The following is a 16,155-nucleotide window of genomic DNA, read 5'->3' as shown; positions in this document are numbered from 1 at the left end:
CCGTCATTGGCTGGCCAGGGCGGCCACCGGGTCGAGGCGGGCGGCCTTGCGCGCCGGCATGAAGCCGAACACCAGGCCGGTGGCCAGGGCGCAGGCGAAGGCGCCGAGGATGGCCGCCGGGGAGAACGCCACCGCCACCTTGCCCAGCAGCAACGCGCCGCCGATGCCCAGGGCGATGCCGACGCCGACCAGGCCGCCGACCACCGAGAGCAGCGTGGCCTCGGTGAGGAACTGGCGCAGGATGTCGCTCTGCCGCGCGCCGGTGGCCATGCGGATGCCGATCTCGCGGGTGCGTTCGCGCACGGTCATCAGCATCACGTTCATCACCCCGATGCCACCCACCAGCAGGGAGATGGCGGCGATGGAGCCGAGCATCAGCGACAGGGTGTTCTGGGTGTGCGCCTCGGCCTGGATCAGCGCGGCGTTGTTGGTCAGCTCGTAGTCGCGCTGGCCGCGGTGCAGGCGCTGCATCAGGCGGTCGATGGCCTTCTCCGTCTCGTGCACGCGGCGCGCGTCGGCGGCGGCGATGATCACGTATTCCGGGTTGCGCGTGCCGAACAGGCGGATGCTGGCGGCGGAGTAGGGCACGGCGATGCGGTTGTCGGCATCCTGGTCGCCGGAGCTGGAGCCCTTGGCCTGCAGCACGCCCACCACCTGGAAGGGTACGTTCTCGATGAGGATGTAGCGGCCGATCGGGCTGCTGGCACCGAACAGCTTCTCGCGCACCTTGGCGCCGATCACCGCGACCGTGGCGGCATTGGCTTCGTCGCGTTCGGTGAAGTAGCTGCCTTCGCTCACCGGCCAGTTGAGGATCGCCGGGAAGTCGGTGTTGTTGCCGCCGACGTAGGCGTGGTAGTCGAGGCTGCCGTGGCGCACCACCAGTTCGCCGCCGTTCACCGGCATGGCCATCTTCACCTGGGGCAGGGTGGCGATGGCCGCGACGTCGTCCAGGCTGACGACGCCCATGGGCGTGCGCGGGTTGGGCGAGTAGCCGCTGAGGTAGATGATGTTGGAGCCGAAGGCGCCCATCTGCGCCATCACCTGGCGCTTGCTGCCTTCGCCGACGGCGAGCATCACCACCACCGAGGCCACGCCGATGACGATACCCAGCAGGGTGAGGGCGGTACGGAAGCGGTTCAGCCACATCACCCGCCAGGCGGCGCGGATGGCTTCCAGCAGTTCGGCGCGCCAGGCCCCGGCGGGCTCGGCGCTGCCCTGCTGCAGGCGCTCGCGCAGCTCCTCGGCGCGCAGGCCGGGGGTGGCCGGCTGCGACGGCGCGCCATTGGCGCTGTCGCTGACGATCTCGCCGTCGAGCACCTCGATGACGCGCTTGGCGCGGGCGGCGACGTCGCGGTCGTGGGTGATCAGGATCACCACGTGGCCCAGGGCGGCCAGCTCGTCGAGCAGCGCCATGACCTCGGCGCCGCTGTGGCTGTCGAGGGCGCCGGTGGGTTCGTCGGCGAGGATGATGTGGCCGCCGTTCATCAGGGCGCGGGCGATGGAGACGCGCTGCTGCTGGCCGCCGGAAAGCTGCTGCGGGCGGTTGCCGGTGCGCTCGCCCAGGCCCAGGCGCTCCAGCAACTGGCGAGCGCGGCCGTGGCGCTGCAGGGCCGGGGTGCCGGCATAGATGGCCGGCATCTCGACGTTTTCCTGGGCCGAGGCCGAGGGGATCAGGTGGTAGCCCTGGAACACGAAGCCGAAGGCCTCGCGGCGCAGCCAGGCCTGCTCGTCGCTGTCCAGCTCGGCGACGTCGCGCCCGGCGAACAGGTAGCGGCCGCTGCTGGGGCGGTCGAGGCAGCCGAGGATGTTCATCAGCGTCGACTTGCCGGAACCGGAGGCGCCGACGATGGCGACGAACTCGCCGGGGTGGATACTCAGGGAGATGCCGCGCAGCACCTCGACCTCGGGGCTGCCGTTGCCGCCGTAGCGCTTGCGTACGTCGCGCAGTTCGATCAGCGGGATGTCCTGGAGGGTTTCGCTCATTCAGCCCTCGCCATTGTCCGGGGCGGCCATCAGCAGGCGTTCGCCTTCCTGCAGGCCGGACAGCACCTGGACGTGCAGGCGGTCGCTGATGCCGGTCTCGACCTTGCGGCTCTCCGGCTTGCCGTTGCGCCCGACCACCCAGACGTGGCGGCCGCCCTGGCCATCTTCATGCAGCGCGGCCACGGGCGCGGTGAGGGTGCCCTGGGCGGTGGCGGCGACGAAGAACACCTGGGCGGTCATTTCCGCCATCAACTGGTGGTCGCTGTTGTCCACGTCCACCAGCACCGTGTACAGCACCACCCGGCCGCTGCCGCTGGAACCGCCGGCGGAGCCGCTGCCGGTGCTTTCCTGGTTGTTCGGGTCCAGAGGCTTGGGCGGCACCGGGAGGATCTGCCGCACCGTGCCGCTCCAGCGCCGCTGCTCGCCGGCGAGGGTGGTGAAATAGGCCGGCATGCCCGGCTTGACGCGGCCGATGTCGGCCTCCGAGACCTGGGCCCAGACGGTCATCGGCGAGAGCTTGGCGATGCGCAGGATCAGCGGCGTCTGCTGCTGGGCGTTGAGCGTCTGGCCCTCGCGGGCGTCCACCGCCACCACGGTGCCGGACATGGGCGCATAGATGCGCGTGTAGCCCAGCTCGGCCTCGTCGCTGCGCAGGGTGGCCTTGGCCTGGTGGATCTGCGCCTGGTACATGTCTATCCGCGCCTGGGTCGCCTGCACCTGCGCGTAGGCGGTCTGCACGTCTTCCTCACGGGTGGCGCTGGCGGCGGCCAGGCGCTGCTGGCGCTGGTATTGCTGGCGCGCGAGCAGGTGCTGGGCGCGCTGCTCGGCCAGTTGCGCCTTGAGCACCTCGATGGAATAGCGGCCGGCGTCGACCCGCGCCTGCTGGGTGGAGGGGTCTATCTCCACCAGCAGCTGGCCTTCCTTGACCTCGTCGCCGGGCTCCACGTGCAGTTTGAGTATCTGCCCCGATGCCTGGGCGCCCACGTCCACGTAGCGCCGCGGCTGCAGGGTACCGAGGGCGGTGACGCTGCTTTCGATGTCGCCACGGGCGACCGGGGCGGTGATCAGGTCATCGCCGCCGAAAGGGTGGGTCTGCCAGGCGGCGACGGCGAGCAGGGAGGTGAGGAGGGCTGCGATCAGCAGCGTGCGACCAGTACGACGGGGGCGTTTCATTCGGGGTTCCGGCCAGGGCTTGGAAGGCATGCCGCCGCGGGATCGCGGCCAGGCATGCGCTTTCGGGAAGACGGATGATGCCCAAGGAAATTTAGCGCCGACAGGGCTCGCGGAGCTTTATTCGCGCGCTGTTACAACTGCGCGTAGCGGCTGCTGATGCGGATGCTGCCGTTGTCCAGGCGCTGTAGCTCGACCGGCAGCACCCGGGGCAGGGCATTGACCAGTTCCTGCAGGTTGCGCGTGCGGTAGGTGCCGCCGATGCGCAGGTTGGCCACCGTCTGGTCGGCCAGCACCAGCGGGGCGTCCAGATAGCGGTTGATCAGCGGCAGGGCGGCGCCCAGCGACAGGTCGTCGAGCACCAGGCGGCCGTCGCGCCAGGCCAGGACCTGGGCGGGGTCGGCGCTGGCCACCAGGGGCTGGAGCATGCCGGCGCGGTAGCTGGCCTGCATGCCGGGGGTCAGGCTGCTGTCGTTGCCGTCCTTCTCGCTGCGCACCCGCACCGAGCCTTCGGTGACGGTCACGGTGACCTGGTCCTGGTACTTCCACACGTCGAAGCGCGTGCCGGTAACGGTGATGCTGCCCTTGGCGGCGCGCACCACGAAGGGGTGGCTGGCGTCGTGGCTGACGTGGAAATAGGCCTCGCCGTGGTCCAGCACCACCCGGCGCACGTCGCGGAAATTGGCATAGGACAGGCGGGTATTGAGGTTCAGCTCGACCTCGCTGCCGTCGGGCAGCACCACTTTGCGCAGGGTGGCGTCGGCCTGGTAGCGGTGGTAGCTGTCCGGCACCCAGCCCTGCAGCCAGCCCAGGTAGCCAGCGGCCGGCAGTACCAGCAGGGCGAGGGCGGCGGCACGCAGCTGCTTGCGCCAGGAACGCCGGCGGCGCCCGGCCTGCGCGGGCGGACGCGGCAGCGGCGGACGGCGGCCGGTAGTGCGCGGGGTGGGGCGGGCTTCCAGCAGGTGCGCGCTGAGCTTCCAGATCTTTTCCACTTCGGCGTACTTGGCCGCGTGCCGCGGGTCGCTTTCCAGCCATTGCTGGAACTCCGCACGCTCGGCATCGCTGCAGTCCTGCTCGTGCAGGCGCATGCACCAGTGCGCGGCGGCTTGCGCCACGGGATCGCTCGAAGGGGAAGGGGGGGTAGTCATGAAGGGGCCGGTTGAACCTTGCCGCGCCTGGATCCGGCGCCGCCATGGCGGAGGGATGATGGGCGCAATTATAGGAGAGCTCGCATCCTACGGAAAGCCGCGGCCGGGCGCCAGCCACCCCGATCCAGCCTTGCCCGGGCGCATACGGCGGGCGCCGGTAAAGTTTCCCGGGCGCGCTTCGTTCCCTGAATGCCGGTGTTCTGGGCGGAGCATTCATGCCGCCGAAGGCCGCGACTTCCCGTCGTCCTGCGCCATCCGCGGCGCGCTCGTACAGAGATGAATCGATGCAAAAGCGCACCCTCGTGGCCGGCCTCGCCGGCGCCTTGCTCGGCCTGCTGCCCCAGGCCCACGCCGACAGCGCCCGCCCGGCCGCCCTGGCCGCCGACATCCGCTGGACCGCCTACGGCGTACCGCACATCCGCGCTACCGACGAAGGCGGCCTGGGCTTCGGCGTCGGCTACGCCTACGCCCGCGACAACGCCTGCCTGCTGGCCGACGAGATCGTCACCGCCCGCGGCGAGCGCTCGCGCTATTTCGGCGCCGAGGGCGAATCCTCGGCGCAGGTCGGCAACCTCGCCTCGGACGTCTTCTTCACCTGGCTCAACCGTCCGGAATCGGTGGAGGCCTTCCGCAAGGCCCAGTCCGCGGAAGTGACGCAACTGCTGGAAGGCTACGCGGCGGGCTTCAACCGCTTCCTGCGGGAGGCCAGCACCGACACCACCAGTTGCCTGGGCCAGCCCTGGCTGAAGCCGATCGACAGCAGCGACCTGGTGCGCCTGACCCGTCGCCTGCTGGTGGAGGGCGGTGTCGGCCAGTTCGCCCAGGCCGTGGTGGCCGCGGCGCCGCCGGGCGCTGCCAGTGCAGCCCTGACCGGCGCGGAGGGCTTCCGCCTGGCCGAGCAGCGCCGCGAGCGCTTCCGCCTGGAACGCGGCAGCAACGCCATCGCCGTCGGCTCGGAGCGCTCGGCCAGCGGCCACGCCCTGTTGCTGGCCAACCCGCATTTCCCCTGGCAGGGCGCCATGCGCTTCTACCAGCTGCACCTGAGCATCCCCGGCAAGCTGGACGTCATGGGCGCGGCGCTGCCCGGGCTGCCGATGGTGAACATCGGCTTCAACCGGCACCTGGCCTGGACGCACACGGTGGACACCTCCAGCCACTTCACCCTCTACCGCCTGGAACTGGACCCGCAGAACCCGCTGCACTACCGCCTGGACGGACGCTGGCAGCCGCTGGAGAAGCTCGTGGTGAAGGTCCAGGTGCGCGGCGCCGACGGCCAGTTGCAGACGGTCGAGCACAACGTCTACGAGTCGGTCTACGGCCCGGTGCTGGTCTGGCCCGGCAAGCTCGACTGGAGCGCCGGCGAAGCCTATGCCCTGCGTGACGCCAACCTGGGCAACACGCGGGTGCTGCAGCAGTGGTACTCGATCAACCAGGCGCGCGACGTGGCGGACCTGCGCCAGCGCGTGGAATCCCTGCAGGGCATCCCCTGGGTCAATACCCTGGCCGCCGACGAGCACGGCGACGTGCTCTACCTGAACCAGTCCGTGGTGCCCAACCTGACCCCGGGGCAGCTGCAGGCCTGCGCCATTCCCGCGCTGGTCGCCGAGGGCCTGCCGGCGCTGCAGGGCAACCTCGGCCGCTGCGGCTGGAGCCGCGACCCCGGCGCGGCGCAGCCCGGCATCCAGCCGGCCACACAGTTGCCGGCGCTGGTGCGCCGCGACTTCGTGCAGAACTCCAACGACAGCGCCTGGATGACCAACCCGGCGGCGCCGCTGGAAGGCTTCTCGCCGCTGGCCAGCCGCCAGGACCAGCCCCTGGGCCTGCGCGCCCGCTTCGCGTTGCAGGCCCTGCAGGGCAAGGGCGCTATCGATGAACCGCTGCTGCAGCGGCTGGTCACCGGCAACCACGTCTACGCCGCCGACCTGGTGCTGCCCGACCTGCTGCAACTGTGCCGCCAGGCGCAGGAAGCAGCGCTGTCGTCCGCTTGTGGCAGCCTCGCCAAGTGGGACCGCAGCGCCAACCTCGACGCCGGCCCGGGCTTCGTCTACTTCCAGCGCTTCATGACCCACTTCGACGGTCTGGAGGGCGCCTGGAAGGTGCCCTTCGACCCCGTGCGCCCGCTACAGACGCCCAGCGGCATCGCCCTGGACAAGCCGCAGGTGGCGAAACAGGTGCGCGAGGCACTGCTGGCCGCGACGAAAGAGGTGCATGAACTGGGGCTCGACCAGCGCCAACGCTGGGGCGAAGTGCAGGTCAGCAGCACAGCCAAGCCGCCGATCCCGATCCCCGGCGGCGACGGCCACCTGGGCATCTACAACGCCATGCAGAGCGTGCCCCACGGCGACCATCTGGAGGTGGTGAGCGGCAGCAGCTACATCCAGCTGGTCAGCTTCACCGCCGAGGGCCCGCAGGCCAAGGGGTTGCTGGCGTTCTCCCAGGCCAGCGAGCCGCGCTCGCCGCACCACGCCGACCAGACCCGGCTGTTCTCGCGCCAGGCCTGGTCGCCACTGCCCTTCACCGAGGCGCAGATCGACGCGGACCCCACACTCCGGGTGGTGCGCCTGGCGCAATGAAAGGAGGCGGACTCCCATGATTTCCAACGAGTTTCAGGCACCTGCGGAACGGATTCGACCATGCAAGAGGAGGGCGGCGCACCCTGACCACTGGCTGCGCCCGGCCCAGGGGGACAAGGAGAAGCCAATGACCCAATCCAGAGCCAGCGAGCCCGCGCGGCGGATTCTGGCCCATGCCGGCCTGCGCACCAGCCTGCCGCGGCTGGTGGTGTTGAGCGCCTTCCACGAGCAGGACGCCTACACGGTGGAAGAGCTCTACCAGCGCCTGCGCGAACCGACCAACTCCATCACCCAGGCCTGCGTGCAGAGCACCCTGCGCAGCCTGGGGCGCAGCGGCGTGCTGGTGCGCGATGCACAGCGCCGCTACCGCCTGGCGCCCTCGTTCTCGTTCTCGATGGCGCTGGACGAAGAGGGCGAGGCGCGCCGTCTGCAGTGATGCGTCGCTAGAGATTCCTACAGAAAACGCTAATAGGACGCATTCTAAATTTCCGCAAAGCGGTCTCGTCTTTCAGAAACAAGGCGCCGATGCGGCGTCCCCATGGGCCGGCGGACCGCCACCGCGCCTCCTGGCAAACGGGCTAAGGATATTGGCAGCATGAACCAGATGATCACCCCCACCTACGACGTTCTCGGCATCGGTTTCGGGCCTTCCAACCTGGCGCTGGCGATCGCGCTGCAGGAGCAGGCGCAACGCGAGGGCCTCGACTACCATGCGCTGTTCCTCGACAAGCAGGGCGACTACCGCTGGCACGGCAACACCCTGGTGGCGCAGAGCGAACTGCAGATCTCCTTCCTCAAGGACCTGGTGAGCCTGCGCAACCCCACCAGCCCCTACAGCTTCGTCAACTACCTGCACAGCCAGGGGCGCCTGGCGGACTTCATCAACCTCGGCACCTTCTACCCGTGCCGCATGGAGTTCAACGACTACCTGCGCTGGGTCGCCCGGCACTTCGCCGAGCAGGCCCGCTACGGCGAGGAGGTGCAGCACGTGGAGCCGGTCGCCGGCGCCCACGGCATCGACCTGCTCAAGGTGGTCTCGCGTGACGCCGAAGGCCACGAGAACTACCGCCTGGCACGCTCCATCGTCCTCAGCACCGGCGGCACGCCGCGCATCCCGCAAGCCTTCGCCAGCCTGCGCGGCGATGCGCGGGTGTTCCACCATGCGCGCTACCTGGAGCGCATGGCCGAGCAGCCCTGCGTGCGCCACGAGCCGATGCGCATCGCCGTGGTCGGCGGCGGGCAGAGCGCCGCCGAGGCCTTCATCGACCTCAACGACAGCTACCCCTCGGTACAGGTCGACATGATCCTGCGCGCCGCCGTGCTCAAGCCGGCTGACGATAGCCCCTTCGTCAACGAAATCTTCGCGCCCGACTACACCGACCTGGTGTTCCAGGAGCCGGAAAGCGAGCGCGAGAAGCTGATCGCCGAATATCACAACACCAACTACTCGGTGGTGGACCTCGACCTGATCGAGCGCATCTACGCCATCTTCTACCGCCAGAAGGTCTCCGGGCAGGCCCGCCACGGCTTCCTCTGCCGCCGCCACGTCGAAGGCGTGCGCGCCGACGCCGCCGGCGTGCACCTGAGCCTGCGCGACAGCGCCACCGGAGAGGTGGAACAGAAGCAGTACGACGCGGTGATACTGGCCACCGGCTACGAGCGCAACTCGCACCGCGAACTGCTGGCGCCGCTGCAGGCGCACCTGGGCGACTTCCGCGTCGACCGCGACTACCGCCTGCAGACCGACGCGCAACTGCGCGCGCCCATCTACTTGCAGGGCTTCAGCCAGGCCAGCCACGGCCTCAGCGACACCCTGCTGTCGGTCCTGCCGGCCCGCGCCGAGGAGATTTCCACGTCGCTGTTCCGGCACCTGCAGGCGCAGCCGGCAGCTCGCACAGTCGCCGCCGAGACCGCCTGAGCCCATGGGCCCGTTGCCGCCCCCATCGGGGCGGCGCCTCCAAGCGAGAGTATCCGCATGTCCAGTCCGCTTCCCGAATCCATCCTGCCACTACCCGACGGCCGCCAATTGAGTGCCGAGACGCAGGGGCGACGCCTGACGCTGTCCCTCGATGGCGCGGGGCTGCTTGCCCTGGAAAGCGATGGCCATACCTGGCAGCTGCTGTCCGAGGTGTCACCCTTCGCGCTCTGGGCCTTCGCCTACTGGTGCTTCGCCCATGACGAACAGCGCCAGGTAATCCTCCTGCAAGGCGCCGGCTGCCCGGCGCAGGCCTACACCGAAGGGCTGCTCAGCCGCACCGGCGACGGCCTGGCGCAAGTGGAGCGCAGCGCCTTCTGGCAACTGCCGCAGCCCTGGTTGCGCCAGCCCCTTGAGGTGGCGTTCCCCCAGGTGTTCCGCATGGACGCCGGCAAGCGTCACCCGCTGCGCCCGCCCAAGCCCGAAGGCGAGGTCTACCGGCGCTTCGATGCCCGCCTGGGAAGCTGGATATCCCTGCGCACCCTGGATATCGACGCCGACCTGGAGCGCTTCAACCGCTGGCAGAATCATCCGCGCGTGCTGGAGTTCTGGCAGGAGGGCGGCAGCCTCGCGCAACACCGGGCCTACCTGGAAAAGCTCGCGCTCGACCCTCACGCGCTGACGCTGATCGGCTGCTTCGACGACCAGCCCTTCGCCTATTTCGAAGCCTACTGGGCCAAGGAAGACCGCATCGCGCCGTTCTACGCAGCGGACGACTACGACCGCGGCATCCACATGCTGGTGGGCGAAGACAGCCAGCGCGGCCCGCACAAGGTACAGAGCTGGCTGGATGCCCTGGTCCACTACCTGCTGCTGGACGAACCGCGCACCCAGCGCATCGTTGCCGAGCCCCGCGCGGACAACGCGCGCATGATCGGCCACATGCAGCGCCTGGGCTTCTGGCGGGAAAAGGAATTCGACTTCCCGCACAAGCGCGCGGCGCTGATGGTGCAGAGCCGGGAAAGCTTCTTCGAGCGCTGCGCGCTGCGCTGACCGCCTCAGCCCCGGGGGCGCTCCAGGCGGGGCCTGCTTTTCTACGGGGCTACGGGTTTACGACGGTGTTGAGGCAGAGGTTAAAGAGCGCCCTCTCCCCAGCCCTCTCCCGCAAGCGGGAGAGGGGACCATTCGTGCCACCGGGGTGTCCGGCGGGGGCGTTGAATCCAATCGCGGACAAAGTCCGCTCCTACGCCCTCCGGCAAACATCAGACCTGTAGGATGGCGTTGAGCGAAGCGATACCCATCACCACGACCGCATGGGTTTCGCCAAGGCTCAACCCATCCTACGAAAAGCGCCTTGGCGCAGCCGGCAAGACAGTTGCTCCTACGCCCGTGCTTCCTGGAACCGTAGGAGCGGACTCTGTCCGCGATTCGGCGGATAACGCCGTAGGCGTTATCCGCCCTACGGATTTCCAGAGAAACATCCGAGCACTCGGAGCGGCGCGCTACACCAAGCCCCCAACCCCACCCCACATGAAAATGCCGTTCCCCTCATAAAGAGAAACGGCATTTTTCCTTGACTGAACAGCGTCCAGGGCTTTGTCGTTCGCCGCTCAGAACTTGTAGTTCAAGGTGGCCAGGACGTTGCGGGGGGCGCCCCAGATGCCCTGGCCGTACCAGTTCACCGCGGTCTGGTACTTCTCGTCGAACAGGTTGTTGACGTTCAGCTGCGCCGAGATTTGCGGGGTGATGTCGTAGCGGGCCATCAGGTTGGCGACCAGGTAGTCGGACTGCTCCTGGCGCTGGCCCTGGGGACCCACGCCGTCGTAGTAGATGCGGCTCTGCCAGTTGGCGCCGCCGCCCACCGTCAGCTGCTTCCATTGCCCCGGCAGGCGGTAGGTGGTGAACAGGCGTGCCATGGTGCGCGGCAGCTGGGTGTTCACGTCATTGTCGTCGGAGTCCTTGGCGCTGTAGTGGGTGGCGAAGAAGAAGGCGTTCCAGTTCTCGGTGAGGGCGCCGGACAGTTCGAACTCCACGCCCTTGGAGGTGGCGCCGTCGGTGGCGTAGTAGGCCGGGCTGTCGGGGTTGCCGGGCACGGAGTAGCCGACGTCCTGCTGGCCGAGGTTGTCCTGGACGATCCGGAAGGCGGCCAGGGAGGCGTTCAGCCTGCCGTCGAGGAATTCGCCCTTGATGCCGGCCTCGTAGGCGTCGCCGGTGACCGGGTCGAGCCAGGCGCCGTTGCGGTCGCGGTAGTCCTGGAAGTTGAAGATGCTGGTGTAGCTGGCGTACAGCGAGTAGTTCTGGTTCAGGTCGTAGACCAGGCCGGCGTAGGGGATGAACTTGTGGTCGCTGTAGTCGTATTCGCCCGAGGAGGCCCAACCGGCGCCTTCGCGGTCGTACTGGGTGAAGCGGCCGCCGAGGATCAGCTTCAGCGGGTCGGCCAGGGACAGGCGCAGGGCGGCGTAGCCGGCCTTCTGCTTGGTGTGGTTGCGCTCGGAGAGCTCGCGGTTCTCGTAGTCCCACTCCGGTTCCGCCACGTGGCCGAAGTCGTACACGCTGACCGGGGATTGCCAGGGCGTCTTGTTGCCGATCCAGTCGAACGAGTACTTGTGGTCGAAGTAGGTGGCGCCGACCACGGCCTCGTGGGTGCGGCCGAACAGTTCGAACGGGCCGGACAGGCGCAGGTCGGTGCTCTGCTGCTTGCGCTCGCCGGGGAAGCGCGACTGCGAGGGTTCGGCGTCGATCAGGCCGGTCTCCGGGTCGGGAAAGCCCCAGTTGAAGATCCGCGCGTTGTCCACCTCGTTGCGGTTGTGCATGACGCGGAACTGCGCCAGCCAGTCGTTATCGAAGCGGTGCTCGAGGTTGGCGAAGAAGTTCTTGACCTCGACTTCCTCGGTGTTCCACTTCGGCGCGATGCTGAACGAGCGGCTGTAGTGGGTCTTCGAGCCGTCGCTGTTCCACAGCGGCACGCCGCCGTAGGTCAGGCCGTCGGCGTCGGACTTCTGGTAGCTGGCGCCCAGGCTCAGGGTGGTGGCGTCGGTCAGGTCCACGTCGACCACGCCGTAGATCACGTGGCCCTCGCGGGAATAGCGGTCGAAGAAGTTCTTCTTGTCCTGGTAGGCGCCCACCAGGCGGCCGCGCACGTTGCCGGTGGGCGTCAGCGGGCCGGACAGGTCCAGGGTGCTGCGGTAGTTGTCCCAGGAGCCGGCGCTGACCTGCGCCTCGCCGCGGAATTCCTTGCTGTCGGCGCGCTTGCGCACCAGGTTGACCGAGGCCGAGGGTTCGCCGGCGCCGGTGAGCAGGCCGGTGGCGCCGCGGACGATCTCGATGCGGTCGTAGATGATGGCGTCCAGCTCGGACTCGCCCGCGGCGTAGTTGCTCTTGTAGTAGCTGGAAATTCCGTCGTACTGCAGGTCGTTGATGAAGAAGCCGCGCGAGGCGAAGACGGTGCGCTCGCTGTCCAGCTGCGGCGCGGAGATGCCCGGCGCGTTGGCCAGCACGTCGCCGAGGGTGGTCATGTTCTGGTCGTCCATCCGCTGGCGGGTGATGACGCTCACCGACTGCGGTGTCTCGCGCGTCGACAGCGGCAGGCCGGTGGCGGAGGCGGTGGCGCCGGTGGTGTAGGAGCCGGTGCCTTCGGTGGTGGTGCCCAGGGGGCTGGAGATGACCTGGGTAACGCCCAGGTTTACCGGCTCTTCCGAGACCGGCTTCATGGTGTAGCGGCCGTCGCTGTCCTGCTCGGCCTGCAGGCCGGAGCCATCGAGGAGCCGTTGCAGGGCTTGCTGCACGCTGTAGCGGCCGTCCAGGCCGTGGCTCACGCGGCCGTCGGTCAGCGCCGGGTCGAAGGAGATCAGGACCTTGGCTTCGGTGGCGAAGCGCGTCAGCACTGCGCCCAGGTCGCCTTTGCCGATGTGGTATTCGCGCACGTCGGCGCCATCGGGTTCGGCCTGGGCGGGGACGCCCAGGCCCAGTACGGCGGAAAACAGCAGCGCCTGGGCCAGCGCCAGGGGGAGGGGACGTGGGGCGAAGGGTGCTCTCATGGTGGTGTCGTGCTCTTCCAGGTTGGCAGTGGGGCGTTTGCCCTCTGCTTGATGAGTCGAAGGAGCACGGGGAAACCTATCAGCGGCCCGCAGAAATTTTCAGCGAGGCACGACCTTGACCCAATAGCGGGTGCGCTGGACGACCCGCACCGGCAGGCTGGAGGCCACCGCCCGCAGGGCCTTGTCGGTGTCGTCCAGGGAGAAGGTGCCGCTGATCCTGAGCCCCGCCACGGCGGGGTCGCAATGCAGCCAGCCGCTGCGATAGCGAGCCAGCTCGGCCAGGAACTCATCCAGCCGCTGCCGGTTGGCGACCAGCAGCCCGGTGCTCCAGGCATCCTGTCCCGGAGAAACGGGGAAAGGCCTGCCGGCAGCATCGGCGCTGAGCGAGCACTGCTGGCCGGCCTCGAGCAACAGCGGCTGCCCGTGGGCCGGCGTGAGGCGGACACGGTGCTCGAAGACCGCGACCTGGGCGCTGTCGTCCTGCAGGCGCACGGCGAAGCGGGTGCCCAGCGCCTGCACCGTTCCTTGCGGCACCTGGACGAGGAAGGGGCGGTTCAGGCTATCGGGGGCCGTGGTCACCAGCAGCTCGCCGCGACGCAGGATCAACTGGCGCTGGTGGGCGTCATAGGCGACATCCACCGCGCTGTCGCTGTTGAGCTGTACGCGGGTGCCGTCAGGCAAGGTAGTGCCGAACCGCTCGCCCAGCGGGCTACGCAGGTCCGCATCCCATCCCGCCGTCCTGGTGTAGCGAAGGCCGCCATAGCCCAGCGCCGTGCTGCCCGCGACGAGCACGAAGCCCTTGAGCAGCGTGCGTCGGTTCAGGCGTCCGTTCCGCTCGGCCTGGAGCAGGGCCCGGGGCGCGAGCGAAGCGGGCAGGCGGCCGAACTGGCCAAGCGTCAGCTCCACCTGGCGCCAGGCCCAGGCGTTCTCGCCGCGCTCTTCCAGCCAGCGCTGCCAGGCATTGCGGTCGTGCTCGGTGGCGTGTTCGCTCTGCAGCAGGCTGTGCCAGGTGGCGGCCTGCTCCAGCGCTTCGCGCTGCTGTCGGTCGAGGCGGTCCAGGAGGCTCAGGGCAGGGCTCCCAGGCGGAAGAGCATGCAGTGATGGGTGGCCTTGGCGATGTAGCGGGTGATGGTGACCTCGCTGAGGCCTTCGGCTTCGGCGATCTTCCGGTAGGTCATGCCCTCGAGTTGGGAGAGCAGGAAAGCGCGCCGCACCTTCGGGCCCAGCCCGGCCAGCATACGGTCCAGCTCGCAGAGCGTTTCGAGCAGGATGGCCCGGTCCTCTTCGCTGATTTCCAGCGCCTCGGGCTGGCCGGCCAGCTCCGCGAGCCAGGCGCGCTCCAGGCGGTCGCGCCGGTAGTGGTCGATCATCAGCCTACGCGCGATGGTGGCCAGGTAGCCCCGGGGCTCGCGTACCTCCTGCAGGCGATCCGGGGCGTCCTGGGCGGTCAGGATGCGGATGAACACATCCTGCACCAGGTCCCGGGCAAGCTCGGTGCAATTGACCCGCGGCCGCAACCAGCCGAGCAGCCAGCGGTGATTGTCTTGATAGAGGTGACTCACCAATTCCCTGGTACGCGATGCCGACATGGATAGTCCGGGTCATGAAATTGAGACTTATTACCATCTTATGATTTTCGCCAGGCCTCCGGCAAGGCTGGCACGGAAGAGAGGATGCCTGTTTGGCAGGCTTGTTTTGCGTGTGGCAGCCAGGTTATAAATGATAACTATTGCCATTTGACAATCCCTCCCTGCGCTCCTCCAGCAAACACGAGGCCACCAATGTCCGTCGCCGAGCTTCCCGGGCAGCAGGGGCTGCATTTGCTGTATAGCGATCACCACGGCTGGCTCAGGGGATGGCTGCACAAGCGCCTTGGCAATGCAGCCGATGCAGCGGACATGACCCATGACGTGTTCTTGCGTCTGCTGCTCAAGCCTGCCTCGCGTGGCTTCTCCAGCTCGGTGGATGCGCGTGCCTACCTGTGCACGATGGCCCGCGGGATGTGCATCGACCTGTGGCGCCGGCGCGAGGTGGAGCAGGCCTGGCTGGACACGCTGGCGGCCCAGCCGGAGCCTTTCGAGCCCTCGCCCGAGTTCCGCCTGCTGGTGATCGAGACGATCCTGGAGGTTGGTGCCGTGCTCGCTCGTCTCTCCGACAAAGCCCAGCAGGCATTCGTGATGGCGCAGATACATGGCCTGCCTACGCGGGAGATCGCTGCCAACCTTGCCGTATCCGAGCGCATGGTCCAGAAGTACCTGGCGCAGGCCATGCTGCAACTGGCCCTGGTCGATGCCGGCCTGGCCCACTGAAGCATGGACGACAGGGCCGCAATGACGCTGCGTGACGACGAGGTCAAAGCCGATTTCGCCAGCCTGGAAGCTGCGGCGCAGTGGTACGCGGCGCTCTATGCCGAGGGCTCCACGGGGGCCGAGCGGCGTGCCTGGGAGCAGTGGCTCGCGCAATGCCCGGAGCACCGCCAGGCCTGGCGGCATATCGAGGCCGTCAGTGCCCGTTTCGTCCCCCTGCGTGGCGATGGCGTGCGCGAAGCGGCCGCCGCGGCGGTGGGCGCCGCGACCAGCAAGGACCTGGAACGGCGCCTGGTGCTGCGCGGCCTGGCCGCGCTCGCCGGAGTGGGGTTGTGCGCCTGGCTGGGGTGGCGTTATTCGCCGCTGCCGGGGCTGGTCACGGCCTGGCGTTCGGACTTCAGCACCGGTATCGGCGAGCGACGCGACCTGAAGCTGGCCGACGGCACGCGAGTCTGGTTGAACACCAGGAGCGCGCTGGACGTCGCCTACGACACCAGCCAACGCCTGCTGACCCTGGCGATGGGCGAAATACTCATCGATACCGCGAAGGACGACTTGCGCCGGCCCTTCTTCGTCCGCACCGATTTCGGCAGCCTGCAGGCACTGGGGACGCGCTTCAACGTCCGCCAGACGTCGACCCATACGCTGCTGGCGGTCTTCGAGGGCAGCGTCAGGATCCGCAATGCGGCGGGCGAGACGCAACTGGTCACGGCCGGCCAGCAGCGCCAGTTCACGGCCACGGCCATCACCCCGACGATGCCTGCCGAGCCCATGCGGGAGGCCTGGACGCGGGGTGTCGTCCTGGCCGACAACATTCCGCTGGGCGTGCTGGTGGAGGAGCTGGGACGCTACCGGCAAGGTCATCTTGGCGTGGCGCCGGAGGTGGCCGAGCTGAAGGTCGTGGGACGTTTCCCCATCGACGATCCCGATCATGCCCTGGCCATGCTCGAACGCAATCTGCCCGTGCGGGTACGCCATACCTTGCCTTGGTGGACGAGCATCGAGCCGCGTTGAGCGGCGAGC

The 16,155-nt window shown here is 68.5% G+C and carries 12 protein-coding genes; 6 read left to right on the top strand and 6 right to left on the bottom strand.

Annotation, left to right across the window (positions count from 1 at the left end; all coding sequences use genetic code 11):
- Positions 1-3: 3 nt before the first annotated feature.
- The 3 genes from M8R19_RS00285 to M8R19_RS00275 all read right to left on the bottom strand — a co-directional run bounded on the left by M8R19_RS00285 (position 4) and on the right by M8R19_RS00275 (position 4,301).
- Entirely contained in the window at positions 4-1,983 is a 1,980-nt protein-coding gene (locus M8R19_RS00285) for a MacB family efflux pump subunit (RefSeq protein ID WP_249916662.1), read from the bottom strand.
- Positions 1,984-3,156, bottom strand: a complete 1,173-nt coding sequence (locus M8R19_RS00280) for an efflux RND transporter periplasmic adaptor subunit (protein WP_074983736.1) — start codon at positions 3,154-3,156, stop codon at positions 1,984-1,986. It abuts the gene before it with no gap.
- 131 nt (positions 3,157-3,287) lie between these two features.
- Positions 3,288-4,301, bottom strand: coding sequence for a FecR family protein (locus M8R19_RS00275; RefSeq protein WP_249916661.1), 1,014 nt, complete (start codon positions 4,299-4,301; stop codon positions 3,288-3,290).
- Between the two features lie 284 nt (positions 4,302-4,585).
- On the opposite strand from M8R19_RS00275, the gene pvdQ reads away from it, so the two are divergent.
- The 4 genes from pvdQ to M8R19_RS00255 all read left to right on the top strand — a co-directional run bounded on the left by pvdQ (position 4,586) and on the right by M8R19_RS00255 (position 9,842).
- Positions 4,586-6,874 (top strand): bifunctional acylase PvdQ, encoded by a 2,289-nt coding sequence (gene pvdQ / locus M8R19_RS00270; RefSeq protein WP_249916660.1) that lies wholly within the window; start codon positions 4,586-4,588, stop codon positions 6,872-6,874.
- A 127-nt stretch (positions 6,875-7,001) separates the two neighbouring features.
- The gene (locus M8R19_RS00265; protein WP_074983741.1) at positions 7,002-7,310 is read left to right on the top strand and encodes a transcriptional repressor; all 309 of its coding nucleotides are present in this window, start codon (positions 7,002-7,004) and stop codon (positions 7,308-7,310) included.
- Between the two features lie 159 nt (positions 7,311-7,469).
- The gene (locus M8R19_RS00260) at positions 7,470-8,792 is read left to right on the top strand and encodes a lysine N(6)-hydroxylase/L-ornithine N(5)-oxygenase family protein (RefSeq protein ID WP_249916659.1); all 1,323 of its coding nucleotides are present in this window, start codon (positions 7,470-7,472) and stop codon (positions 8,790-8,792) included.
- 57 nt (positions 8,793-8,849) lie between these two features.
- Positions 8,850-9,842, top strand: coding sequence for a GNAT family N-acetyltransferase (locus M8R19_RS00255; protein WP_249916658.1), 993 nt, complete (start codon positions 8,850-8,852; stop codon positions 9,840-9,842).
- 557 nt (positions 9,843-10,399) lie between these two features.
- Here M8R19_RS00255 and fhuE read toward each other — a convergent pair.
- The 3 genes from fhuE to M8R19_RS00240 all read right to left on the bottom strand — a co-directional run bounded on the left by fhuE (position 10,400) and on the right by M8R19_RS00240 (position 14,415).
- Entirely contained in the window at positions 10,400-12,826 is a 2,427-nt protein-coding gene (gene fhuE / locus M8R19_RS00250; RefSeq protein WP_249916657.1) for a ferric-rhodotorulic acid/ferric-coprogen receptor FhuE, read from the bottom strand.
- A gap of 99 nt (positions 12,827-12,925) precedes the next feature.
- Positions 12,926-13,852, bottom strand: coding sequence for a FecR domain-containing protein (locus M8R19_RS00245; RefSeq protein WP_083426832.1), 927 nt, complete (start codon positions 13,850-13,852; stop codon positions 12,926-12,928).
- Between the two features lie 38 nt (positions 13,853-13,890).
- Positions 13,891-14,415 carry a sigma-70 family RNA polymerase sigma factor gene (locus tag M8R19_RS00240; RefSeq protein ID WP_074983755.1) on the bottom strand — a complete coding sequence of 175 codons (525 nt, stop codon included), beginning with the start codon at positions 14,413-14,415 and terminating at the stop codon, positions 13,891-13,893.
- Positions 14,416-14,607: 192 nt separating this feature from the next.
- Between M8R19_RS00240 and M8R19_RS00235 the strand changes: the two genes are divergently transcribed.
- Both M8R19_RS00235 and M8R19_RS00230 read left to right on the top strand, forming a co-directional pair.
- Positions 14,608-15,135, top strand: a complete 528-nt coding sequence (locus tag M8R19_RS00235) for a sigma-70 family RNA polymerase sigma factor (protein WP_249916656.1) — start codon at positions 14,608-14,610, stop codon at positions 15,133-15,135.
- 21 nt (positions 15,136-15,156) lie between these two features.
- Positions 15,157-16,146 (top strand): FecR domain-containing protein, encoded by a 990-nt coding sequence (locus M8R19_RS00230; RefSeq protein WP_249916655.1) that lies wholly within the window; start codon positions 15,157-15,159, stop codon positions 16,144-16,146.
- Positions 16,147-16,155 lie beyond the last annotated feature (9 nt).

The organism is Pseudomonas sp. R3.Fl (assembly GCF_023516765.1).
In the GTDB taxonomy this organism is placed as follows: domain Bacteria; phylum Pseudomonadota; class Gammaproteobacteria; order Pseudomonadales; family Pseudomonadaceae; genus Pseudomonas; species Pseudomonas citronellolis.
Note: the sequence above shows the minus strand (reverse complement) of the source record. Positions and strands in the feature narration are given on the sequence as shown.

Coding starts and splice junctions, on each gene's coding strand:
- M8R19_RS00285 (WP_249916662.1), bottom strand. CDS start 1,983: ATGAGCGAAACCCTCCAGGACATCCCGCTGATCGAACTGCGCGACGTA.
- M8R19_RS00280 (WP_074983736.1), bottom strand. CDS start 3,156: ATGAAACGCCCCCGTCGTACTGGTCGCACGCTGCTGATCGCAGCCCTC.
- M8R19_RS00275 (WP_249916661.1), bottom strand. CDS start 4,301: ATGACTACCCCCCCTTCCCCTTCGAGCGATCCCGTGGCGCAAGCCGCC.
- pvdQ (WP_249916660.1), top strand. CDS start 4,586: ATGCAAAAGCGCACCCTCGTGGCCGGCCTCGCCGGCGCCTTGCTCGGC.
- M8R19_RS00265 (WP_074983741.1), top strand. CDS start 7,002: ATGACCCAATCCAGAGCCAGCGAGCCCGCGCGGCGGATTCTGGCCCAT.
- M8R19_RS00260 (WP_249916659.1), top strand. CDS start 7,470: ATGAACCAGATGATCACCCCCACCTACGACGTTCTCGGCATCGGTTTC.
- M8R19_RS00255 (WP_249916658.1), top strand. CDS start 8,850: ATGTCCAGTCCGCTTCCCGAATCCATCCTGCCACTACCCGACGGCCGC.
- fhuE (WP_249916657.1), bottom strand. CDS start 12,826: ATGAGAGCACCCTTCGCCCCACGTCCCCTCCCCCTGGCGCTGGCCCAG.
- M8R19_RS00240 (WP_074983755.1), bottom strand. CDS start 14,415: ATGTCGGCATCGCGTACCAGGGAATTGGTGAGTCACCTCTATCAAGAC.
- M8R19_RS00235 (WP_249916656.1), top strand. CDS start 14,608: ATGTCCGTCGCCGAGCTTCCCGGGCAGCAGGGGCTGCATTTGCTGTAT.
- M8R19_RS00230 (WP_249916655.1), top strand. CDS start 15,157: ATGACGCTGCGTGACGACGAGGTCAAAGCCGATTTCGCCAGCCTGGAA.